Origin of the sequence: Sphingomonas sp. T1 (assembly GCF_902506585.1) — a bacterium.
Taxonomy (GTDB): Bacteria; Pseudomonadota; Alphaproteobacteria; order Sphingomonadales; family Sphingomonadaceae; genus Sphingomonas; species Sphingomonas aerolata.
This window is the reverse complement of record NZ_LR733875.1, coordinates 3,573,222-3,595,796: the sequence shown is the minus strand read 5'-3', so window position 1 is coordinate 3,595,796 and position 22,575 is coordinate 3,573,222. Positions and strand designations below refer to the sequence as shown.

23 protein-coding genes are annotated in these 22,575 nt (G+C 67.6%); 16 read left to right on the top strand and 7 right to left on the bottom strand.

Annotated elements, in window-relative coordinates; genetic code table 11:
- The first annotated feature begins 38 nt into the window (after positions 1-38).
- The 5 genes from yidD (at position 39) to dapE (ending at position 4,541) form a co-directional block, all read left to right on the top strand.
- The gene (gene yidD / locus GV027_RS16510; RefSeq protein ID WP_159512503.1) at positions 39-287 is read left to right on the top strand and encodes a membrane protein insertion efficiency factor YidD; all 249 of its coding nucleotides are present in this window, start codon (positions 39-41) and stop codon (positions 285-287) included.
- Positions 284-1,993 (top strand): membrane protein insertase YidC, encoded by a 1,710-nt coding sequence (yidC, locus tag GV027_RS16505; RefSeq protein ID WP_159512502.1) that lies wholly within the window; start codon positions 284-286, stop codon positions 1,991-1,993. The genes yidD and yidC overlap by 4 nt, the downstream gene beginning before the upstream one ends.
- A 26-nt stretch (positions 1,994-2,019) precedes the next feature.
- The gene (gene yihA, locus GV027_RS16500; protein ID WP_031393803.1) at positions 2,020-2,682 is read left to right on the top strand and encodes a ribosome biogenesis GTP-binding protein YihA/YsxC; all 663 of its coding nucleotides are present in this window, start codon (positions 2,020-2,022) and stop codon (positions 2,680-2,682) included.
- Between the two features lie 66 nt (positions 2,683-2,748).
- On the top strand, positions 2,749-3,423 hold the full coding sequence (locus tag GV027_RS16495; RefSeq protein WP_031393802.1) for a glutathione S-transferase: 675 nt from the start codon (positions 2,749-2,751) through the stop codon (positions 3,421-3,423).
- Entirely contained in the window at positions 3,420-4,541 is a 1,122-nt protein-coding gene (dapE, locus tag GV027_RS16490; RefSeq protein WP_159512501.1) for a succinyl-diaminopimelate desuccinylase, read from the top strand. Before GV027_RS16495 ends, dapE begins: the two co-directional genes overlap by 4 nt.
- Positions 4,542-4,550: 9 nt before the next feature.
- On the opposite strand, the gene GV027_RS16485 is transcribed toward dapE, so the two are convergent.
- The 3 genes from GV027_RS16485 to GV027_RS16475 are packed head-to-tail and all read right to left on the bottom strand — an operon-like array spanning position 4,551 to position 7,124.
- On the bottom strand, positions 4,551-5,135 hold the full coding sequence (locus tag GV027_RS16485) for a Smr/MutS family protein (protein WP_201302634.1): 585 nt from the start codon (positions 5,133-5,135) through the stop codon (positions 4,551-4,553).
- Entirely contained in the window at positions 5,110-6,480 is a 1,371-nt protein-coding gene (mltA, locus tag GV027_RS16480) for a murein transglycosylase A (RefSeq protein ID WP_236559267.1), read from the bottom strand. Before mltA ends, GV027_RS16485 begins: the two co-directional genes overlap by 26 nt.
- Positions 6,477-7,124 (bottom strand): Tim44/TimA family putative adaptor protein, encoded by a 648-nt coding sequence (locus tag GV027_RS16475; RefSeq protein ID WP_159512500.1) that lies wholly within the window; start codon positions 7,122-7,124, stop codon positions 6,477-6,479. The genes mltA and GV027_RS16475 overlap by 4 nt, the downstream gene beginning before the upstream one ends.
- 184 nt (positions 7,125-7,308) lie before the next feature.
- Here GV027_RS16475 and secB point away from each other — a divergent pair, with 184 nt between their 5' ends.
- From secB to trpS, 3 genes are read left to right on the top strand one after another with little or no spacing between them, the layout of a single operon-like run.
- Positions 7,309-7,818, top strand: coding sequence for a protein-export chaperone SecB (gene secB, locus GV027_RS16470; protein ID WP_031394740.1), 510 nt, complete (start codon positions 7,309-7,311; stop codon positions 7,816-7,818).
- A gap of 23 nt (positions 7,819-7,841) precedes the next feature.
- Positions 7,842-9,407 carry a murein biosynthesis integral membrane protein MurJ gene (gene murJ, locus GV027_RS16465; protein WP_159512499.1) on the top strand — a complete coding sequence of 522 codons (1,566 nt, stop codon included), beginning with the start codon at positions 7,842-7,844 and terminating at the stop codon, positions 9,405-9,407.
- A 9-nt stretch (positions 9,408-9,416) separates the two neighbouring features.
- Positions 9,417-10,424 (top strand): tryptophan--tRNA ligase, encoded by a 1,008-nt coding sequence (gene trpS, locus GV027_RS16460; RefSeq protein ID WP_056675004.1) that lies wholly within the window; start codon positions 9,417-9,419, stop codon positions 10,422-10,424.
- Between the two features lie 170 nt (positions 10,425-10,594).
- Here trpS and dnaA read toward each other — a convergent pair whose 3' ends face one another.
- From dnaA to mutM, 3 genes are all read right to left on the bottom strand, one after another.
- Positions 10,595-12,061: a chromosomal replication initiator protein DnaA gene (dnaA, locus tag GV027_RS16455; RefSeq protein ID WP_236559266.1), complete on the bottom strand. Its 1,467-nt coding sequence runs from the start codon at positions 12,059-12,061 to the stop codon at positions 10,595-10,597.
- Positions 12,062-12,522: 461 nt separating this feature from the next.
- A complete protein-coding gene (rpsT, locus tag GV027_RS16450; RefSeq protein WP_031394736.1) occupies positions 12,523-12,786 on the bottom strand; it encodes a 30S ribosomal protein S20 in 264 nt (87 codons plus the stop codon).
- A gap of 107 nt (positions 12,787-12,893) precedes the next feature.
- On the bottom strand, positions 12,894-13,709 hold the full coding sequence (gene mutM, locus GV027_RS16445) for a bifunctional DNA-formamidopyrimidine glycosylase/DNA-(apurinic or apyrimidinic site) lyase (protein WP_056675002.1): 816 nt from the start codon (positions 13,707-13,709) through the stop codon (positions 12,894-12,896).
- A gap of 56 nt (positions 13,710-13,765) precedes the next feature.
- On the opposite strand from mutM, the gene GV027_RS16440 reads away from it, so the two are divergent.
- From GV027_RS16440 to GV027_RS16410, 7 genes are all read left to right on the top strand, one after another.
- Entirely contained in the window at positions 13,766-14,545 is a 780-nt protein-coding gene (locus tag GV027_RS16440; RefSeq protein WP_159512497.1) for a class I SAM-dependent methyltransferase, read from the top strand.
- A gap of 232 nt (positions 14,546-14,777) precedes the next feature.
- The gene (gene ubiB, locus GV027_RS16435; protein ID WP_159512496.1) at positions 14,778-16,310 is read left to right on the top strand and encodes a 2-polyprenylphenol 6-hydroxylase; all 1,533 of its coding nucleotides are present in this window, start codon (positions 14,778-14,780) and stop codon (positions 16,308-16,310) included.
- 13 nt (positions 16,311-16,323) lie between these two features.
- Complete coding sequence (locus GV027_RS16430) at positions 16,324-17,445, top strand: hypothetical protein (RefSeq protein WP_159512495.1); 1,122 nt, start codon at positions 16,324-16,326, stop codon at positions 17,443-17,445.
- A 10-nt stretch (positions 17,446-17,455) separates the two neighbouring features.
- The gene (coaBC, locus tag GV027_RS16425) at positions 17,456-18,649 is read left to right on the top strand and encodes a bifunctional phosphopantothenoylcysteine decarboxylase/phosphopantothenate--cysteine ligase CoaBC (protein WP_159512494.1); all 1,194 of its coding nucleotides are present in this window, start codon (positions 17,456-17,458) and stop codon (positions 18,647-18,649) included.
- Between the two features lie 10 nt (positions 18,650-18,659).
- Positions 18,660-19,100 (top strand): dUTP diphosphatase, encoded by a 441-nt coding sequence (dut, locus tag GV027_RS16420; RefSeq protein ID WP_159512493.1) that lies wholly within the window; start codon positions 18,660-18,662, stop codon positions 19,098-19,100.
- Positions 19,097-19,612, top strand: coding sequence for a hypothetical protein (locus GV027_RS16415; protein ID WP_159512492.1), 516 nt, complete (start codon positions 19,097-19,099; stop codon positions 19,610-19,612). The genes dut and GV027_RS16415 overlap by 4 nt, the downstream gene beginning before the upstream one ends.
- Positions 19,609-20,364 carry a HesA/MoeB/ThiF family protein gene (locus GV027_RS16410; RefSeq protein ID WP_159512977.1) on the top strand — a complete coding sequence of 252 codons (756 nt, stop codon included), beginning with the start codon at positions 19,609-19,611 and terminating at the stop codon, positions 20,362-20,364. The genes GV027_RS16415 and GV027_RS16410 overlap by 4 nt, the downstream gene beginning before the upstream one ends.
- A 58-nt stretch (positions 20,365-20,422) precedes the next feature.
- Here GV027_RS16410 and galU read toward each other — a convergent pair whose 3' ends face one another.
- On the bottom strand, positions 20,423-21,292 hold the full coding sequence (gene galU / locus GV027_RS16405; protein WP_031441309.1) for a UTP--glucose-1-phosphate uridylyltransferase GalU: 870 nt from the start codon (positions 21,290-21,292) through the stop codon (positions 20,423-20,425).
- Between the two features lie 124 nt (positions 21,293-21,416).
- Here galU and wecB point away from each other — a divergent pair, with 124 nt between their 5' ends.
- Positions 21,417-22,568 carry a non-hydrolyzing UDP-N-acetylglucosamine 2-epimerase gene (gene wecB, locus GV027_RS16400; RefSeq protein ID WP_159512491.1) on the top strand — a complete coding sequence of 384 codons (1,152 nt, stop codon included), beginning with the start codon at positions 21,417-21,419 and terminating at the stop codon, positions 22,566-22,568.
- Positions 22,569-22,575 lie beyond the last annotated feature (7 nt).

Below are 22,575 nucleotides of genomic sequence, written 5' to 3'. Positions count from 1 at the left end.
GGGAAACAGTTTTGGGGTGCACTGGTCCCGGCCGCATCGTGCTAGCCCGCATCCTCATCCTCGTCGCGCGCGGCTGGCAACTCGGTCCTTCACTGGTCCTGCCGTCGAGCTGTCGCTACGATCCTTCCTGTTCCGCCTATGCAATCGAGGCCGTTGGGCGCTATGGCGCGCGCAAGGGGGGCTGGTTGGCGGCGAAGCGCATCGCGCGCTGCCATCCGTGGGGCGGGTACGGACCCGACCCAGTCCCAGAGCTGAAGCCTGAGAAATTGAAAGACGCCGCCCTGTGAAAGACGACAAGCAGAATTTCGTGCTGTTCGCGGTTATCGCGGCGCTCATCCTGTTCGGATGGCCGATGATCCAGGGCAAATTCTTCCCGACGGCCAATCCACCGGTGACGAAAATCGAAGGCGGCAAGACCAAGCCCGTCGCGAACCCCGCCGCCGATCCGGCCGCCGACGGTGCCGCCGCAGTGCGCGATCGCGCCGCGGTCATCGCCGAGACGCCGCGCGTCCGTATCGAAACCCCGCGGGTGTCCGGCTCGATCAACCTGAAGGGTGCGCGGATCGATGATCTCGTCCTCAAGGGCTATGACGAGACCGTCGCGAAGGATTCTCCGCCGATCCGTCTGCTTTCACCGGCCGGTGCACCCGACGCTTATTTCGCGAGCTTCGGCTGGCGCGCGCAGGGGCTTGCTCCGCCTGCCGCTGACGCCGTCTGGACTGCGTCGGGCGCGACGACGCTGACGCCCATGACTCCGGTCACCCTCGACGCGACCAACGCCACGGGCCAGCGCTTCCGCATCCAGATCGCGGTCGACGGCGATTACATGTTCACGGTCCGCCAGACCGTGCTCAACGCTGGCACCGCACCGGTCCCCGTCGCCACCTACGGCCTCGTCAACCGTGTCGGCATCTCGAAGGATCCGTCGTCGATGACGATCCATGTCGGGCCGATGTCGGTCGACAATGGCGGTGCGCATTACCGGCCGAACTATGACGACATCGACGAGGCTCCGCAGAAGTTCACGACCACCGGCGGCTGGCTTGGCTTCACCGACAAATACTGGCTGACCGCGCTGGTCCCCGATCAGGGTCAGGCGTTTGACGGCCAGTTCCGTGCCGGCGCCAACAAGGCCTATCAGGCCGACTACGCGCTGGAGCCCAAGCTCATCGCCCCCGGCCAGGCGGTGACCCAGACGTCGCGCTTCTTTGCGGGCGCGAAGGAAGTCCGCTTGCTCGATCGCTATACCGATCAGGCGGGCGGCGTCGCCAAGCTCGATTATGCAATCGACTGGGGCTGGTTCCGGATCGTCGAGAAGCCGATCTTCTATTATCTCGACTGGCTGTACCGCACGGTCGGCAATTTCGGCGTCGCGATCATTTTGCTGACGGTGACGATCCGCGGCCTGCTCTTCCCGATCGCGCAGCGCCAGTTCAAGTCGATGGCCGCAATGCGCGCCGTCCAGCCCAAGACAAAGGCGCTGCAGGAGAAGTACAAGGACGACAAGGTCCGCATGCAGCAGGAGGTCATGGCGCTGTACAAGGCGGAGAAGGTCAACCCGCTCGCGGGTTGCGCGCCGACGCTGCTCCAGATCCCGATCATGTACGCGCTGTACAAGGTGCTGATGCTGACGATTGAAATGCGTCACCAGCCGTTCGTCGCGTGGATCAAGGATCTGTCCGCGCCCGATCCGCTGACGCCGCTTAACCTGTTCGGTCTGTTGCCGTTCACCCCGCCGCACATGATCGCGATCGGCATCGTCCCGATCATCCTCGGCATCAGCATGTACTTCCAGTTCAAGCTGAACCCGACGCCGATGGACGACACGCAGAAGCAGGTCTTCAAGCTGCTGCCCTGGGTGCTGATGTTCGTGATGGCGCCGTTCGCCGTCGGTCTTCAGGTCTACTGGATCACGTCCAACTGCCTGACGATCCTTCAGCAGAAGCTCCTCTACGCCCGGCATCCGGGCCTGCAAGCACCGGTGACCAAGTGAACGACCTTCCGACCGCCGCCCCGAATCTGGGTCCCGATCTCGAGCAGACCGACGCGCCGTTCACCGCGGAGCAGCTCGAGCATGCGCGCAAGCTGTTCGCCGGCCATGTCGGCTTCCTGAAATCGGCACCGACGCTCGAATTCCTGCCCGATGCGTCGGTGCCGGAGGTGGCGTTTGCCGGGCGGTCGAACGTCGGCAAGTCGTCGCTGCTCAACGCGCTGACCGGCCGCAATTCGATGGCGCGTACGTCGAACACGCCCGGACGTACGCAGGAACTGAACTTCTTCGAGGTCGGCGCGCCGCTCGCGTTCCGCCTCGTCGACATGCCCGGCTACGGCTTTGCCAAGGCGCCCAAGGATGTCGTCAAGAAGTGGCGCTTCCTGATCAACGACTTCCTTCGCGGCCGCGACGTGCTCAAGCGCGCGCTCGTGCTGATCGACTCGCGCCACGGCATCAAGGACGTCGATCGCGAGATCCTTGAGATGCTCGACAAGGCTGCGGTCAGCTATCGCATGGTGCTGACCAAGGCGGACAAGATCAAGGCATCGGAACTCGTCGAGGTCACCGAGCGCACCGCGGTCGAGGCTCGCAAGCGCCCCGCCGCGCATCCCGACATCCTCGTGACGTCGAGCGAATACGGCATGGGCATCCCCGAACTGCGCGCGGCGGTCGTCGAAGCCGTCAGCTGACGCCCGTGCATCCGACGAGGGCGGCAGAGATTGCCCTCGCCGCTCCCGCCCGCTAGTCCCCGGGCCATGAAACTCGTCATCGGCAACAAGGCCTATTCCTCCTGGTCGCTTCGCGGCTGGCTCGCCTGCAAGCAGTCCGGGCTGCCCTTCGACGAGGTCGTCGTCCCGCTCTACGATGCGGAATGGGAAAAGCGGCGCCAGGGCGATGAATTCGCCCCCTCGTCGGGCAAGGTGCCGATCCTCTGGGATGGCGAGGCGGTCGTATGGGATAGTCTCGCGATCGTCGACTATCTCGCGGACAAGGTGGGTCGCGACCGCTTCTGGCCCGAAGACGAGGCGGCCCGCGCCATGGCCCGCTCGATGGCGGCCGAAATGCATTCGAGCTTTGCCGCGCTGCGCAAGAAGCACAGCATGAACGTCCGCCAGATCTTTCCGGCACAGCGCCCCGACGACGATGTCCTGGTCGATCTCCAGAGGATCATGGAGCTCTGGGCTCAGGCGCGCGCGCGCTTTGGCGGTGGCGGCGATTTCCTGTTCGGGACGTTCGGCGCGGCCGACATCATGTACGCGCCCGTCGTCACGCGGATCGTCACCTATCAGTTGCCGATCGCCCGGTTCGCGCAGGGCTATATGCAGGCGATGTTCGACCACCCCTTCATGCAGGACTGGATCGCCGGTGCGCAGGAAGAGGACTGGGTGATCGAACAATATGAGCAGCCGGCACCGAGCGCGCTGCGGTGATCGATCCGTTGGCGCTGGCGCAGGCGCTCTTGGCCGAAGACAGCATTACGCCAGCGCGCGGCCACGTGTTTGACGTGCTGGAGGCGGCGCTGACGCCGATCGGCTTTGACATCGACCGCTTCACAATCGGCGAAGCGCCCGACGGTCCGGTCGAGAACATGCTCGCGGTCCGGACCGGATCCGGGCCACACCTTGCATTTGCAGGGCATCTCGACGTCGTACCCCCGGGCGAGGGGTGGCAGGGCTCGCCCTGGTCGGCCGAGGTTCGCGACGGCCTGCTCTACGGGCGCGGCGCAGTCGACATGAAGGGCGCGATCGCCGCCTTTGCCGCTGCCGCCAGCCGTACCGACGCGGGCACCGTGTCGCTGATCATCACCGGGGACGAGGAAGGTCCTGCCACCTTCGGGACGCGCGCGCTAATCGACCGGATGGCGGCGCGGGGCATCCGTCCCGACCAGTGCATCGTCGGCGAACCGACCTCCACCGCCGCGCTTGGCGACACGATCAAGATCGGCCGGCGCGGCTCGGTCAATATCTGGATCAGCGTTCCCGGGCGGCAGGGTCACGTCGCCTATCCGCACCTTGCCGACAACCCGATCCCGCGGCTGGTGGCGATCCTTGCCGAGATCGAGACCGTCGCGCTTGACCAGGGTAATGACTGGTTTCAGCCGTCGAACATCGAGGTCACCGATATCGCGGTCGGCAATCCCGCGCATAACGTCATCCCGGCCGCAGCGTCGGCGCGGCTCAGCATCCGGTTCAACGACACGCATAGCGGCGACGCGCTCATCGCCCGGATCGCCGCACTGGCGGCTCGGCATGATCCAGCAGCGATCGTCACCGGTCGCGTGTCGGGTGAAGCCTTTCTGACGGAACCCGGGCCGTTGTCGACTCTGATGTCCGACGCGATCACCGCGGTGACGGGCGTCGTCCCCGACCTGTCGACGACGGGCGGCACGTCCGACGCGCGGTTTCTGGCGAAGCTGTGCCCGGTGGTCGAATTCGGGCTGATCAATGCGACGATGCACAAGGTCGACGAGGCGGTTGCGGTCGAGGACCTGTACCGCCTGACCGACATCTATGCCGATGTCATCGTCCGCGCGGTCGAGCGGGGATAACCCATCGCGTCAGCCGCCCTGTTCGCGGCTGCGGCGCAGGATGATGTAGAGCGCCCCTGCCCCGCCGTGCCGTGGATGCGCGCCGCGGACCGCGACGATCCCGCCGGCGTGACGCGAGATTGACAGCCAGTCGATGACCGCCGCACGAATCGCGCCGCGCGCGTGCGGGCGTTCGCTCTCGGGGCGCGGTGGCTTGCCCGTCACCAGTAACAGCACGCGGTCGCCGCGGGCGATCGCGCGGGACAGGCCGGTGTCGAGGATCGCATGGGCGGAGGCGAGCGTGTGCCCGTGAAGGTCGATCGAACTGTCGGGACTGACCGCGCCGCGCAACAGCCTTTTGTCCCAGCCTCCGTCGAGCGTGTTGGCCGGCGACAAGCTCCGAGCCGCCGTCTTCAGCGGCGCGGCGCCGGGCGGGGGCGGAAGCGTTGGCAGGCGGATGCCCTTGGTCGGCTTTACCTTGCGCGTCGTCGCGACGGGCGCGGCAACCGGGACGACCGGCGGCACGAGCTTGGGGACCGCGCGCATTGGGCGCACGGTCTGCATCACGCGCGCCCAGAGATGCGCCTCGTCAGGGTTGAGCGGACGACCCGTCATAGCGCGCCCCGTTCGCAGTTGCGGCGTTCAGCCGTGCGGTGGTGCCGATCGGGAGCAGAAGAAACGCGGTGCCGCGCCCCGCCATGCCGCCAGCGGTCGCCTCGGCAGCGGCGCCGGCACCCCAGAAGGTGTCGAACCGGTTGCTGCCCTTGATCGCGCCACCGGTATCCTGGACGATCCACAGGCCAGTTGCGTCCTGCCGATCGAGCGACAGGATCACCGGCGCGCCGAGCGGCACGAACTTCACGTCCGCCGCCGCGCTGACCTGCCCGGTCACGGGATAGCCCATCGCACCCTGTGGCGCGCCGTCGAGTTCGCGGAAGAACACGAAGCTCTTGTTCTCGCGCATGATCGCCTGCCCCTCGACAGGGTGATCGTGGAGCCACCGCACGATGCCCTGCATCGACGTCTGGCCGGGCTGCAACAGCCCGCGCGTCTTCATCAGGGCGCCGATGCCGGTATAGTCGCGGCCGTTCTGCGTGTCATAGCCGATCCGGAGGATCGACCCGTCGGGCAGACGAAGACGTCCCGACCCCTGGATCTGCAGGAAGAAGAGCTCGACCGGATCCTTCGCCCAGGCGAGAATCGGCGCGGTATCGGCGAGCGCACCCTGCTCGATCGCGGTGCGGTCATAATAGGGAATGAAGTTCGAGCCCAACACGCGGCCGCGGATCTTCTTGCCCTTCAGCGACGTCGAAAAGGCGCCGAGATCGACGTCGATCAGATCGCGCGGGCGCCCATAGACCGGGGCATAGCCGTCGCGACGTTCGAGCGAGCCGGCGATCTCGGGCTCGTAATAGCCCGTTGCGAAGGCCTTGCCGTCGCCGACCTGGACCGCCTCGAACCACTGGGTGAAGAATGCGCGCGCGCCACCGGGCCCGGTCGCCTGCGCCGCGGCGCAGGCCGGCTGCCAATCGGCACCGCGGGTCAGCCCCGATTGGTCGGAACGACGCTGCAGTCCGGGGCAGCTTGTGACGAAGGCGAGACGTGCAGCCTCGGCCTGCGCATCGCTGATCGGCAGCGTTGCGAGCGACGGCCCCGGTGTTACGCCGGCCGTGACCGCGCTGACCGGGGCGAGCGCGCCGGGCAGGGGCGGGGCGACGGGCACAGCAGCCAGCGGAACCGCCCCGACGATGCGGGCGGGTATCTGGATGCCGCGAATGTTGCGAATGTTGTCACTGTTTGGGGTAAATTGACCCCGGGGCGGCTTTCCGGCGGTGGTCGCCGGCGATGCGGTGCCGGGCGAGGACGGGCGGTCGGTCGGTGCCGCGACACCGCCGACGCACCCGCTGAGTGCCAGGGCCAGCGCGAACGAACCGCCAATCCCCCTGATCGCGCGCGTCACGCCTCGTCGGTGTCCGCGAGCTTCCAGTTCGGGCCGGCGCTTTTCAGCGTCCGGACGAACGTCCAGATGTCATGCGTCTCGACCGCGTCGGTGAGCGACCCGGCGATGACTTCGCCCGCCTCGTTGCGCGTGATCGCGGCGATGTCCGCATCGAAGCGCACCGAGATGCGGGCTTCACGGCCCGAGACCGACGCGTCGGCGATCACCGCGCGTTCGATCGTCACCAGACGATTGTCGAGCGTCTCGCCCGCCGCCTCGCGCGCCGCGATCGCCTCGACGAACGCGGTGCGGACGTCGTCCTCGGCCAGATCGGCGAGCGTATCGGCATCACCCTTCCAGAAGGCTTCCAGCGTCATGCGATAGGCCGCCTGCGCGCCTTCGAGAAACTGGTTGACGTCGAAGCCGGGCTCGACGGCGATGATCGAGCGCAGGCCGGGTTCGGCGCGCGCGTCGATGTTGCGGCTCGCGATCGTCCGCTGTTCGGCGGCCGCATCGATCGTGCGCGGGATCGTGACGGGTATGGACCGCTCCTCTGCCGCACGCGGCAGGGGCTGCTGTTCATGACCGGTCCGCTTTCCGAGCACGCTATAAAGACGCATCGCCAGGAACCCTGCGACCATCGCGAGAAGTACTACGTAAAACAACCGTGCCTCCGATCTTCGTCCCAACATAGGGCAACGGCGTCTCTTTTCAAACCCGCCTAGGATTCCGTGGGATCCGTAGCCGTTGAAACACCCGTCGGGCACTGCTACGCGCACTGCCTCAAGACACGAACGCGCGACCCGTCCGCTTCGGTCCCACCTCATTTATACGAAGGATTCGCAGATCATGGACGACCAGAACGGCATGTCGATCGCGGATCAGCCGCTTGCCAATGGTGCCGACGAAGCGCCCGCCGCCGGCCTGATCTCGCAATACGTCAAGGATCTCTCGTTCGAAAACCCCAACGCGCCCGCAGTCTACCAGAACCAGACCCCGCCCGCGATCGACGTCCAGTTCAACATCGGCGCGGCGCAGGTCGGCGACGAGGTGCACGAGGTCGTGCTGAAGATCGACGTCCGCGCCGAGACCGACGGCCAGGTCGCCTTCATCGTCGACCTGTCCTTTGCGGGCCTGTTCGGGCTGCGCAACATCCCCGCCGAGCATGTCCAGCCCTTCCTGCTGGGCGAGGCCCCGCGCCTGCTCTTCCCGTTCGCGCGCCGCGTGCTGTCGGATGCGGTGCGTGACGGCGGCTTCCCGCCGCTGCTGCTCGAGCCGATCGATTTCGCGCAGCTCTATCTCCAGCAGTCGGAGCAGCAGGGCATCCAGCCGAACGTCGGCGATTTCGGCCAGGCGTGAAGCCCGGACCGGAGGGCGCATAGGTGAACCTGACCAAGGCGCTGGGATCGGTTGGCGGGCTGACGCTCGCCAGCCGCATCCTGGGGCTGGTGCGCGATTCGCTGTTCGCGCGGTTCGTCGGCGCGGGGTTCGCATCGGATGCTTATCTGATCGCGTTTCGCCTCCCGAACATGTTCCGCGCGCTGTTCGCGGAAGGCGCGTTCTCGGCCGCATTCATCCCGATGTTCAACCGCAAGGTCGGCGACAAGGATGGCCGCGGCCTGCCCGACGGCATCGCCTTTGCCGAGGACGCCTTGTCGGTCTTGCTGCCGGTGCTGATCGGCATGACGGTGCTGCTCGAGCTTGCCGCCTGGCCCGTCACCTGGCTGCTGACCTTCGGGTTCAACGGGGCGAGCGCCGAGCGCTTCGCCTATGTCGTCCACCTGTCGCGGATCATGTTGCCCTATCTGCTGCTGATCAGCCTCGTCTCGCTGCTCGGCGGCATCCTCAATTCGCTGCATAAATTCTGGATCAACGCCGCGGCGCCGATCCTGCTCAACGCGACGCTGATCGCCGCGCTGCTGCTGTTCCACGAGCGGCTGCCGCTGATGACCGCGCGCAACCAGGCGATCGCGGTCACGGTGTCGGGCGCGCTGCAGTTGCTCTGGCTGATCTACGCCTGCCGCCGATCGGGCGTCGTGCTCCGGCTGAAGCGGCCCCAGCTCAATCCCGAGGTGAAGCGGCTGATGTCGCTGATCTGGCCCGCCGCCGCGGGTGCGGGTGCGGTGCAGATCAACCTCGTCGTCTCGACCGCGCTCGCCGCCGCGCTGCTGCCCGCGGGCTCGGTCTCGTACATTTATTTCGCGGACCGACTGAACCAGCTGCCGCTCGGGCTGATCGGCATCGGGCTCGGCACCGTCCTGCTCCCCACCATCTCGCGCCAGCTCGGTCGCGGCGAGGAGACGGAGGCGATGGCGACGCAGAACCGCGGCATGGAGCTCGCGCTGTTCCTGACGCTGCCCGCGACGGTGGCGCTGATCGTCTGCGGCGTGCCGATCGTCGGCGCATTGTTCCAGCACGGCAAGTTCGCGCTCGACGACAGCATCCTCACCGCGCAGGCGCTCGCCGCTTTCTCGATCGGGCTGCCCTCCTATATCCTCGTGAAGGTGCTGACGCCGGGCTATTATGCGCGGTCCGACACGAAGACGCCGGTGCGCTATGCGACGATGTCGATGGTCGTGAACCTCGTCCTCAACCTCGCCTTCATCAAGCCGCTCGGCCATATGGGTCCGCCGCTCGCCACCGCGATCGCGAGCACGGTCAACGTCGCGATGCTCTACCGGACGCTCGTCCGTCGCGGGCATTTCGTCCCCGATGCGCGGCTGGTGCGGCGGACGTGGCGGCTGCTGGTCGCCGCGCTGATCATGGGCGGCGTGATGTATTTTCTCAACGACCTGTTCCAGCCGTTCGTCACGGGCAGCGGGACCGAGCGCTGGGGTGCGATGCTCGTGCTGGTCGCGACCGGCGGGGTCGTCTATGCGATCGCCACCCTGCTCACCGGCGCGTTCCGGCTGGGCGACATCTCCACGCTCCTGCGTCGTTCCAAATAAGGTTTTCCCATGCGCGTCGTCTCCGGCATCAAGCCCACCGGTAATCTCCATCTCGGCAATTACCTGGGGGCGGTGAAGCAATGGGTGGCGTTGCAGGACGACGTCGTCGCGCAGGGCGGAGAGTCGATGTTCTTCATCGCCGATCTGCACGCGCCGACCGAATGGATCGCGCCGGCCGAACTCTCGTCACACACGCTCGAGGTTGCCGCGACGATGATCGCGGCGGGCGTCGATCCGGCCAAGTCGATCCTGTTCAACCAAGCGCGCGTGCCCGCGCACAGCGAGATGGCGTGGCTGCTCAACACCGTCGCGCGCGTCGGCTGGCTGAACCGCATGACGCAGTTCAAGGACAAGGCGGGCAAGAACCGCGAGGGCGCGAGCGTCGGGCTGTATGACTATCCGGTGCTGATGGCGGCCGACGTGCTTCTCTACAATGCGACCCACGTGCCGGTCGGCGAGGACCAGAAGCAGCATCTCGAGCTCGCACGCGACATCGCGACCAAGTTCAACGGCGATTACGGCGTCGACCTGTTCACGCTCCCCGCGCCGCTGATCAGCAAGGCGGCGCCGCGGATCATGTCGTTGCGCGATGCGTCGGCGAAGATGTCCAAGTCGAACCCGTCCGAACAGTCGGTGGTCAAGCTGATCGACAGCGACGACACGATCGCGGACAAGTTCCGCAAGGCGAAGACCGATCCCGACCTGCTGCCCGCGACCGTCGACGAGCTCGGCGACCGGGCGGAGGCACGCAACCTGCTGACGATCTATGCCGCGCTGGCGGACAGCGACGTCGCGACCGTGCTGGGCGAATATGGCGGCAAGGGGTTCGGCGCGTTCAAGCCGGCGCTCGCGGATCTCGCGGTCGCCAAGCTCGGGCCGATTCGTGACGAGATGGTGCGGCTGCTCGACGATCGCAGCGCGGTGACCGCAGTGCTGCGCGACGGCGCGGAGAAGGCGCGCGCGCTGGCGGCGCCGGTGCTGAAGCGGACGCAGGATGCGATGGGGTTGCAGGTCTAGGCTGCCTCGCACCCGTCATACTGACGCCCCTCCCGTCATACTGACGCCCCCTCCCGTCATCCTGACGAACGTCAGGACCCAGGGTAACAGGCGGTGTGGTTTGTGGCTCTGGGTCCTGACTTTCGTCAGGATGACGGGGGAATGGAACGACGGAATGAGGCGGGAAGGCCTCAGCCCTCGAGTTCCCGCATCAGCACACGGACCGCGGCGTCGATGTCGCGGTCCTGGTCGCGCAGTTCGGTGATCTTGCGGACCGCGTGGATCACCGTCGAGTGATCGCGGCCGCCGAACTTGCGTCCGATCTCGGGCAGCGACCGCGTCGTCAGCCGCTTGGCGAGATACATTGCGATCTGCCGCGGCCGCGCGACCGCACGGGCGCGGCGTGCCGAGATCATGTCGAGCGGCTTCAGCTCGAAATGCGCCGTCACCAGCTTCTGGATCTCGTCGATCGTCACGCGCTTCTGCGCGCCGCGCAGCACTTCGCCGAGCGTCGCGATCGCGAACTCGAGGTCGATCGTCTCGCCGGTCAGCTGTGCATAGGCGATGACGCGGTTCAGCGCGCCCTCGAGCTCGCGGATATTGGCGTGGATCCGGCTCGCGATCAGATCGAGCACGTCGGTCGGCACGCGCAGGTCGGGCAGGTCGACGAGTTTGCGGTCGAGGATCGTCCGGCGCAGCAGCAGGTCGGGCGCCTTGATGTCGGCGACCAGCCCGACCGCCATGCGGCTGATGATCCGCGATTCGACGCCCTCGAGCGCCTGCGGACAGCGATCGGCGGAGATCACCAGCCGCTTGCCGGCGGTCATGATCTCGTTGATCGTGTGGAAGAATTCCTCCTGCGTCGCGTCCTTGCCGGCGATGAACTGGAGATCGTCGATCAGCAGCAGGTCGGCGCCGCGCAGCCGGCGCTTGAACGCGTGCGTGTCGCGCGCGCGCATCGCCGCGACGAAATCATACATGAACCGCTCGGCCGACATGCACAGCACGACCGCGTGCGGGTTGGCGGCGAGGAACGCATGGCCGATCGCATGCATCAGATGCGTCTTGCCCTGCCCCGTGTTGCTGTGGAGGAACAGCGGGCTGAACCGGACGGGTCCGGGCTCGGCGAGCACCTTGGCGGCGTTGAACGCGACCTTGTTCGACGCATCGACGACGAAGCGGTCGAACGTGTAGCGCGGATCGAGCGGCGGGCGCTCGGGGATGATGGTGTCGTAGGCGGGCGCGGGCTGTGCCGCGGTGACGGGGGCGGGGGCGGGCTTCAGCGACGGGTCGACGCCGAATTTGACCAGGACCTGAGCGGGTTCCACGGCCGCAGCGGCGGTGGTGCGGTCCAGGACCTCCGCAGGGGTCGGCATCACCAGCAGCACGGGCTTCGGGCCGGGCCTGCGCGTCTCGATCTGGACGGTGCGGACCTGCGGCAGGATCTGCCGGAATTCGAGTGCGAGCCGGTCCGCATAATGGTTGCGGACCCAGTTGGTCATGAAGGCGGACGGCAAGGCGAGACGGATCGACTCCTCGTCGTCGCTCGGGATCAGCTCGATCGGCTTCAGCCACTGCTCGAACAGGCGCGCGCCGGCAGACTCGCGCAGGGACGAGCGCACGCGGTCCCAGGCCTTTTCGGCCTCCGAAGCGTGCACGGTCGATCCTTGCCAATTCGTCACGCGCACACTTCTCCGACCCCGCGCGACAGCCGCGCTGGTGATATAGTCCCGACAGAAAATGATCCCCCGTGACGACCCATAGGGTCGCCCGGCATCTTCGCCCTGTTGCTTGCGCAGTGGTGATTCACGTCCGTGATTCACCGCCGCCGTTCGCTCAGTTATGAAGCGATCGGCGAGTCTAGCAAGGCCCGAGCACGTCACATTTTCGAAATAAAGCGGGTTGACTTGATCAAGCCCCGGAAATGCGTCGATATTTTTATAAGTGGCTGTGTTTGGCCAATTTTTACGATTTCGGAGCCGGTGCGGCATGATCCGGCTTCACTCGAATCGCGGGGAATCCGTGGGTTGCGCGCGCGCGCCTTCCGTTCCCTTTGCAGACGCAAAAAACCCGCCGGGAAGATCCCGGCGGGCAATCCGCTCCGGCCATGTCGGGTCGCTCAGGCGAGCCCGGTCACAGCCTTGGTCAGACGCGCGAACTTGCGGCTCGCGGTGTTCTTGTGCAGCACGCCCTTGGCGACGCCACGCTGCAGCTCAGGCTGTGCCGCGGCCAGTGCGGTGGTCGCTGCGCCCTTGTCGCCCGAAGCCAGTGCGGCCTCGACCTTCTTGATGAAGGTACGGATACGGCCAACGCGGTTGCCGTTCACTTCCGCGCGACGGTCGTTGCGACGGATACGCTTTTTCGCCTGCGGCGTGTTCGCCATGAAGCCCTCTGGATGTTCGAATGATAAAAAGGGGCGCCGGATTGCTCCTACGCCCTCTCGAAGCGCGGCTCCTACCCACTCCGCACCGAATCGTCAACCGCGTTCCGTCATGCCTTTTGGCAGCGCGCACACCAGAAGGTCGAACGCCCGCCCTCCGTCCTGCGGCGGACCAGCGCGCCGCACGAACAGGGCTCGCCCTCGCGACCATAGACGCGCCATTGTTTCGAGAAATAGCCAAGCTCGCCGTCGGGTCGCGCATAGTCGCGCAGACTCGACCCGCCCGCGAGGATCGCGGCGGTCAGCACCGCGCGTATCGCCTCGACCAGCCGTTCGAGTCGCGGCAGCGCGATCCGCCCCGCCGCCCGGCTCGGCGCGATCTTCGCCATGTGCAGCGCCTCGCACACATAGATGTTGCCGAGTCCCGCGACGATCCGCTGGTCGAGCAGCATCGCCTTGATCGACGCGCCCCGCCCTTCGAGCGCCGCGAGGAGATAGGCTGCGGTCAGATCGGGGCCGAGCGGTTCGGGGCCCATGGCGAGGAACGGCGGATACTGCGCGATCGCCTCGCTGGACCAGAGATCGAGAAAGCCGAAGCGTCGCGGGTCGTTGAGCGCGACCGTCCGCCCGGCCGCGGTGCCGATGAGCAGATGGTCGTGCGGCAGGATCGCGCTGGGGTCGACCCGCCAGCGTCCCGACATGCCGAGATGGAAGACGAGCGTATCGCCGCGATCGGTGTCGATCAGTCCGTATTTGGCGCGCCGCGACAGCCGCGTGACGGTCGCGCCGGTCATGCGCTGCCGCAGGTCGACGGGAATCGCCTTGCGCAGGTCCGCACGGCGCGGTTCGACCGAGGCCAGGCGCTGGCCGAGCAGCACGGGTTCGAGCCCGCGCACGGTGGTTTCGACTTCGGGAAGTTCTGGCACGCTTTCCAGCTAGGTTGCGTTTGCCCGCGCCACAAGGCGCCGCTAGAGCACGGGGCATGAACGACATCGCGCCCGCCCCCGCTCTCATCCCCGACCCCGCCCTAAAGGCCGATACCGTCTCGTTCGGTTATGAGGACATTCCCGCCACCGAGAAGACCGCGCGCGTCGGCGGCGTGTTTTCGAACGTCGCGAGCAAATATGACCTGATGAACGACGCGATGTCGGGCGGGATGCACCGGCTGTGGAAGGACCGCTTCGTGCGCCGCGTGAAGCCGCGCGAGGGCGAGCAGATCCTCGACATGGCGGGCGGCACCGGCGACATCGCGTTCCGCATGGAGCCGTCGGGCGCATCGATCACGGTTGCCGACATCAATCCGCAGATGCTCGAAGTCGGCATGGAACGCGCGCACAAGCGCGGACTCGACGGGCTGGTCTGGACCGAGGCGAATGCCGAGACGCTGACCTTCCCCGACAGGTTCTTCGACGCGTACACGATCGCGTTCGGGATCCGGAACGTGACCGACATCCCCAAGGCGCTGCGCGAGGCACACCGCGTACTGCGGCGTGGCGGGCGGTTTTACTGTCTCGAATTCTCGACCACCGTGTGGCCGGGCTTTGCCGAGGTGTACGATGCCTATTCGCACAAGATGGTGCCGAAGCTCGGGCAACTGCTCGCGCAGGATGCCGACAGCTATCGCTATCTGATCGAGTCGATCCGTCGGTTCCCGGACATGCCCAAGTTCAAAGGCATGATCGCGGATGCGGGCTTCGTGCAGACGAAGGTCGAGCCGTTGCTGGGCGGTCTGGTTGCGATTCATTCGGGTTGGAAGATTTAGTGGTCACGCGAAGGCGCGAAGGCGCGAAGAGGGTTTCGCGCAGAGGCGCAGAGGACGCTGAGATGTTGCGCGCGCGGCAGCATCATTTTGCTACAACATTAGTGTGGGAAAGCCGCAGTCGCGGCAGGGTGCACCTTCTCCGCGCCTCCGCGTCTCCGCGCGAACCAAATTCTTCTCTTCGCGCCTTCGCGCCTTCGCGTGAACAAACCTCTTCTCACGACGCACAAGCCCGATGACCGCCTCGACCACTCATGTCTGGCGGCTCCTCAAATGGGGTCGCATTCTCGCCCGGCACGGCGCGCTGCGGGGGATCGAGCGGGATCCCAATACGCCGGCCGCGGTGCGTCGTCTCGCGCGGATCGCCCGGTTCGGTGCGCGCGTGCCGAAGGTGCCGCGCTATGCCGATGCGTTCCAGGCCATCGGCCCCGCCGCGATCAAGCTCGGGCAGACGCTCGCCACCCGGCCCGATCTGGTCGGCGAGGATGCCGCGCAGGATTTGCTGCGGCTGCAGGACCAGCTGTCGCCGGTCCCTTACGAGACGATCGAGGCGGCGATGCTGGCGAGCTTCGGCAAGCCGCTCGAAACGCTGTTCTCGCGGATCGAGCAGGTCCCGGTCGGTGCCGCGTCGATCGCGCAGGTCCACCGCGCGACGACCACCGATGGCCGCCAGGTCGCAGTCAAGGTGCTCCGCCCCGGCGTCGAGGATGATTTCGCGCGGGCGATCGACACCTATAGCTGGGCGGCGGCGCAACTCGAGGCGCTGAGCCCCGAGGCGATGCGTCTGCGCCCGCGCCTGACGATCGAGACGTTCAAGCGCTGGACGCTGCGCGAGCTGAACTTCCGGCGCGAGGCGGCCTCGGCGTCCGAGCTCGCGGACGGCATGACCGCCGAGCCCGATTTCGTCATCCCCGCAATCGACTGGGCCCGATCGACCGCCAAGGTCATGACGATCGAGTGGATCAACGGCATCAAGCTGTCGGATCGTCCCGCGCTGGTTGCGGCCGGCTACGACCTGCCCGGCCTTGCGCAGACGCTGGTGCGCGCTTTCCTGCGCCAGGCGATCGCCGACGGGTTCTTCCACGCCGACATGCACCAGGGAAACCTGTTCGCGCTGCCGGGCAACCGGATCGCGGCGATCGATTTCGGCATCATGGGCCGGATCGACCGGCGCGCGCGCGTCTGGCTCGCCGAGATCCTCTACGGGCTGATCACCGGCAACTATAAACGCGTCGCCGAGATCCATTTCGAGGCGGGCTATGTGCCTGCGCACCACGACGTCGCCGAATTCGCCACCGCCTTGCGCGCGGTCGGCGAGCCGATGCGCGGGTTGCCGGTCAAGGACATGTCGATCGGCATGATGCTCGACAGCCTGTTCTCGATCACGCGCGATTTCGACATGGTGACTCAGCCGCATTTGCTGCTGCTGCAGAAGACGATGGTGATGGTCGAGGGCGTGGCGACCAGCCTCGATCCCGACATCAACCTGTGGGAGAGCGCGGAGCCGTTCGTGCGCGACTGGATCCGCGGCGAACTCGGCCCCGAAGCGGCGATCGCCGACCGGATCATCGAGGACGTGCGTACGCTGACCCGGCTGCCCGAACTGGTCCGCCGGATCGAGGCGCATTACCCCGCACCCGGCGGTGCGCCACCGACGATGCCGCTGCGCGAGATCGAGGTCATCCGGATCGGCGGCGGCTGGCGCTATGGCCTCGTCGCGGTGATCGCGGCGATGGCCGGGGTTGCCGCCACGCTGGTCTTCGGTTGAGCCTGCACGTCGGATGAGGACGCGGCGGGGCGCCCCCCTGTGGCTGGTCGGCCCGAGCCGGTTCGCCGGCATGTCCCGGTCGCAGGCGCGGCTGGGGCTCGCGCTGTTCGCGACGCTGCTGCTCGCGTGCCTGACCGCGATCAGCGCGCCCGGACCGCGACCGAGCGAGGCGCGCATGACGTCCGCACCGCTGGGCCAGACCGAGCTGCTGCTCTATCAGAGCGTCGTCGCAAACGTGCGCAGCGGCACGCCCTATTATGTCGCGGCGGCCGAGGCGCACCGCGTCGCGCATGCCCCGCTCAAGCCCTATACGACGGTCCGGCTGCCGACGCTGGCGGTGGTGCAGTCCGCGGTGCCGCCGCTGCTCGTCACCGCGCTGTTGCCGCTCCTCTGCATCGGCGCGATGGGCGCGTGGATCGTCCGGCTGCGCCCGGCGATGACCGGGCCGATCCCCGTGGGAATCGCGGGGCTGCTGATCCTGACGGGGCTCTACGTGCATCTCGAGCCGCCGCTGGTCGTCTTCCCCGAAGTCTGGGCGGGGGCTCTGATCGCGCTCTCGCTCGCGTTGCGGCGCCCCGGTGAGTGGATCCCCGCGGTCGCGCTCGGCCTGTCGGCGATGCTGATCCGCGAGACCGCGCTGGTCTATGTCGTGATCATGGCGGTGATCGCCTGGATCGAGGGCGAGCGCCGCGAGGCGGCGGCATGGGTCGGCGCGACTCTTGTCTTCTTCGTCGCGCTCGCCGCGCATGCGCATGCGGTGACGCTGGTCACCGGTCCGCTCGACCGGAGTGCGCAGGGGCTGAGTGGTCTGGAGGGGTTCGGCTTCTATGTGCAGCTCGTGACGCTGTCGTCGGGCCTCGCGCTGCTGCCGGACTGGCTGGCGGCGGTCCTGATCGCGACCGCGCTGTTCGGGTGGCTGGCGTGGCGCGATCCTGCCGCGGTCCGCGCGCTCGCGACGCTGCTGGGCTATGCGGCGGTGATTGCGCTGGGCGTGCGCAGCGACGATTTCCCCTGGGCGCTGATCACCACCCCCGTCCTGCTGGTCGGGATCGTCTTCGCGGTCGATGGCCTGCGCGACATGATCGTCGCGGCGCGCGATACACGACGGATTACGGTGACGCGCGTGATCCGCTAGGACTCGCGGCATGAAGCGTATTCTCCTGATCGTCGGGGGCGGCATCGCCGCCTACAAGGCGAGCGAACTCGTCCGACTCCTGCGCAAGCGGGGCCATGCGGTCCGCTGCGTGCTGACCGAGGCGGGGCAGCATTTCGTCACCCCGATGACGCTCGCAGCACTCAGCGAGGACAAGGTCTATACCACCCTGTGGGACCTGAAGGACGAGGCGGAGATGGGGCATATCCAGCTCAGCCGGCAGGCCGACCTGATCGTCGTTGCGCCCGCGACCGCGGACCTGATCGCGCGGATGGCGGGCGGGCTCGCCAACGATCTTGCGACGACATTGCTGCTCGCGACCGACAAGCCGGTGCTCGCGGCGCCGGCGATGAACGTGCGGATGTGGCTGCACCCCGCGACGGTGCGCAACGTCGCGCAGCTGCGCGCGGACGGCATTACTGTCATGGCGCCCGACGAGGGGCCGATGGCGTGCGGTGAATTCGGACGGGGGCGGCTGCCCGAGCCCGACCGGATCGCCGACGCGATCGATGCGGCGCTCGAGGCCGAGCCGCAGCGTCTGGCGGGCCGGCACGTCCTCGTCACCGCAGGGCCGACGCACGAGCCGATCGATCCCGTCCGCTATATCGCCAACCGGTCGTCGGGGCGGCAGGGCTTCGCGATCGCGGGCGCGCTGGCGGCACTTGGCGCACGGGTGACGCTGGTGGCGGGGCCGGTGACGCTGCCGACCCCCGCCGGCGTGACGCGGATCGACGTCGAGACCGCGCGAGAGATGGCCGATGCGGTGGACCGCGCCCTGCCCGTCGATGCCGCGATCATGGTCGCGGCGGTCGCCGACTGGCACGTCGACGCCGCGGTGCAGAAGATCAAGAAGGGCGATGCGACGCCGACGCTTTCGCTGTCCGAGAATCCCGACATCCTCGCGACGCTGGCGCGCAGCCCGCAGCGACCCGCGCTGCTGATCGGCTTCGCGGCCGAGACCGAACGCGTCGTCGAGCATGCGACCGCCAAGCGCGCGCGCAAGGACGTCGACTGGATCGTCGCCAACGACGTGTCGGGCGACGTGATGGGCGGCGACAGCAACAGCGTCCACATCGTCACGAAGGACGGCGTCGAGAGCTGGCCGCGGCAGGGCAAGGATGCAGTCGCGGCGCAGCTGGCACGGCGCGTCGCCGATGCGCTGGAACCCGCACAGCCGATGCGCTAAACCGCGCCGCATGACGATCCGTATAGACCTCAAGAGATTGCCGCATGGCGATGGCCTCCCCCTGCCCGCCTATGCCACCATGGGTGCCGCGGGCATGGACGTGGTGGCGGCCGAGCCGCTGACGCTCGCACCGGGCGCGCGCGCGGCGGTCGCGACCGGCTTTGCGATCGCGATTCCCGAAGGCTACGAAGTCCAGGTGCGGCCACGCTCGGGGCTTGCGCTCAAGCACGGCGTGACCTGCCTCAACACGCCCGGGACGATCGATTCCGACTATCGCGGCGAGGTGAAGGTCATCCTCGCCAATCTCGGCGATGCCCCCTTTGAGATCGCCCGCGGCGACCGGATCGCACAGCTCGTTCCCGCAGCGGTGGTGCGCGCGAGCGTCGGCGAGGTTGAGACGCTCGACGACACGGTGCGCGGGCATGGAGGATTCGGGTCGACCGGACGATGATCGCGCTGCTTCTTCTGGCAGCGTCGCTGGGCGCCGTGCAGGCCCCGGCCGCCGATGTGCAGACCGCACCGGCGCTGCCCGTGCCGCGGATCATCCCCCCGCCCGTCGTTCCGACCCTGCCCCCCGCGCCTGCGCCGTCCGCGCCGCCGCAGACAGTCGGTGGCGTCCCGCTGCCGCCACAGGACTGGAGCGCGCTGCCGGTGTTGCGGCTGCGGCGCGCGGTCGCCCCGTCGCTGGATGCCAGCAGTTTCGTCCAGCGCGAGGTACTGGCCGGGCGGTGCGGCGGCGCGACGCGGACGCCGCAGGGCTGGGTCCTGAACCTCGACCTCGCGCTGCTCGCCGCGGCAGATGGCCGGGTGCGACGGGTCACGCCGCGCGCGATCGACTGCCCGACGGTCGAGCAGTTCGCCGCCGGCCTGCTGCTCGGCGCGGCGCGCAACAATGTCGATCTGCGCGGCGCCGCCACCGACAGCTGGTACCGCACGACGATGGTGTTCGCGTGGAAGGCATGACGCTCTCCGACGACGAACTTGCGCGCTATGCCCGGCACATCGTTCTCCGCGAGTTCGGCGGCACCGGTCAGCTCCTCCTGAAGGCGGCGACGGCGGTGGTGATCGGCGCCGGCGGCATCGGCTCGCCGGCGATCCAGTATCTCGCGGCCGCCGGGATCGGGCGCCTCGTGCTGATCGACGACGACGCGGTCGAGACGTCGAACCTGCAGCGTCAGACGATCTTCCGCACCGAAGACCAGGGTCTCGCCAAGGTCGAGGCCGCCGCCGCCGCGCTGCGCCGGATCAATCCGAACGTCACGGTCGACACGCACCGCCTGAGGGTGGACCAGAGCAATATCGGCGCGCTGATCGCGGGCGCGGACGTGGTGCTCGACGGCTGCGACAATTTCGCAACGCGGTTCGTCGTCGCCGATGCGGCGCATGCGGCGCGGATTCCGCTGGTCTCGGCGGCGGTCGGCCAGTTCGAAGGCCAGCTCGGCGTCTATCGCGGCTGGGAGCCCGACCGGCCCTGCTATCGCTGTTTCGTCGGCGAGAATCCCGAGCGTGCCGAGACGAGCTGTGCGGAGGACGGCATCCTCGGCCCCGTCACGGGCGTGGTCGGCAGCCTGGCCGCGCTGGAAGTGATTCGTGCGGTCGCGCCGTTCGGCAACGATGTGGCGGGCCAGCTGTTGCTGATCGACCTGCTGTCGCTCCGCTTCCGGACGATCCGGCTGCCCAAGGATCCCGGCTGCCCCTGCTGCGGCAGCGGCTGATCCGCAAGAGTGCGGGGCGGATGGGCTGAACCCACCCGCCCCGCATCTTGCAGATCGTTCAGCCCAGCAGCGTCTTGGCGAACGCGCGGACGACCGGTCCGATATCGTCGCGTGCGAGCGCGAGCGCGAGGTTGGCCTGGATATAGCCCGCCTTGTCGCCGCAGTCGTAGCGCTGGCCATCGAAGGTGAAGCCGTGGAACGGCTGGTTGCCGATCAGCTGCGCCATCGCGTCGGTCAGCTGGATCTCGCCGCCGGCGCCCTTTTCCTGCCCTTCGAGGATACGCATCACCTCGGGCTGGAGGATGTAGCGGCCCGGGATCATCAGGTTCGACGGCGAGGTGCCCTTGGCGGGCTTCTCGATCAGCGCGGTGACCTCGGTCAGGCGACCGTCGGTCGCGCCGGGCGAGATGATGCCGTATTTGTCGGTTTCCGAATCGGCGACCTCGAGCGCGCCGATGACGTTGCCGCCGACCTTGTTATACGCCTCGACCATCTGCTTCATGAAGCCGGGCTTGCCGACCATCAGCTCGTCGGGGAGCAGCACCGCGAACGGCTCGTCGCCGACGATGTCGCGCGCGCACCAGACCGCATGGCCGAGACCCAGCGGCTCCTGCTGGCGGACATAGACGGGCGAGCCGGGCTTCTGGCGGATGCCGTCGAGCACGGTCAGCGACTTGCCGCGCGCACGCATCGTTGCCTCGAGCTCGTAGGAGATGTCGAAATGATCCTCGAGCGCGCCCTTGCCGCGGCCGGTGACGAAGATGATCTGCTCGATCCCCGCTTCCAGCGCCTCTTCGACGGCATATTGGATCAGCGGCTTGTCGACGACGGTCAGCATCTCCTTGGGCATCGACTTGGTCGCCGGAAGGAATCGCGTGCCAAGCCCAGCAACGGGGAATACGGCCTTGCGCAGCGGTTTGATCGTCATTCAGTAGTCCCTTGTATCGTTGCGGGTGCAGATCGTTGCGGGTGCATAAAGCCGCCGAACGGACTCGGCAAATCAACTGCGGCGGTTAGCGCGTCATTAAAGACGTGGGGTGTAGGCGGGTTCCATGTCAAAAATACTCGTCATCTTCGGGACGCGCCCCGAAGCGATCAAAGTCTTCCCGGTCATCCGGGCGTTGCAGACGCAGCCGGGGCTGGTCGTCAGGACCTGCGTGACCGCACAGCATCGCGGACTGCTCGACCAGGTGCTCGCGATCGCGGGGCTGTCCCCCGATATCGATCTCGACCTGATGGAGCCGGGGCAGACGCTCGATCGGCTGACCGCGCGGCTGCTGGTCGGGCTGGGCGACGTGATGGACGCCGAGCAGCCCGACATGGTCGTCGTCCAGGGCGACACCGCCACCGCAATGACCGGCGCGCTCGCCGCCTATTACCGCAAGGTCCCGGTCGCGCATGTCGAGGCGGGGCTGCGCTCGGGCGACATCCATCATCCCTGGCCCGAGGAAGTGAACCGGCGGATCGTCGCGCCGATCGCCGCCCTGCACTTCGCGCCGACCCAGACTGCGGCGGACGCGCTGCTGCGCGAGAATGTCGCCCCCTCGACGATCCACGTCACGGGCAACACGGTGATCGACGCGCTGCACTGGACCCATGCGCGGGTGGCCGCGGATCCGGCGCTCGGCGCCGCGCTCGACCCGGTCGTGGCGGATACTGCGGGCAAGCGGATCATCCTCGTCACGACGCACCGGCGCGAGAATTTCGGCGACGCGATGGCCGGGATCGCGCGGGCGATCGCGCGGATCGCCGCGCGCGATGACGTTGCGGTGGTCTTTCCCGTGCATCCCAACCCGAATGTCGTGTCGGTGATGGACCGGATCCTCGGCGACCAGCCCGATATCGTGCGGATCGCGCCGCTCGATTATCCGAGCTTCGTCCGCGCGCTGGGGCTGGCCGAGATCGTGCTGACCGATTCGGGCGGCGTGCAGGAAGAGGCGCCCGCGCTCGGCAAGCCGGTGCTGGTGATGCGCGAGACGACCGAGCGCCCCGAGGGCGTCGAGGCGGGTACCGCAAGGCTGGTCGGGACGTCGGAGGACCGCATCGTTTCCGAAATCTTCACGCTGCTCGACGACAAAGCAGCCTATTCCGCGATGGCGCGCGCACACAATCCGTTCGGCGACGGCCATGCTGCCGCCCGGATCGCCCAGACCATCGCGCAGACCATGGCCCAGGCGGTCGCCAGCGCACCGGCCCATCGTTGAGGAACAT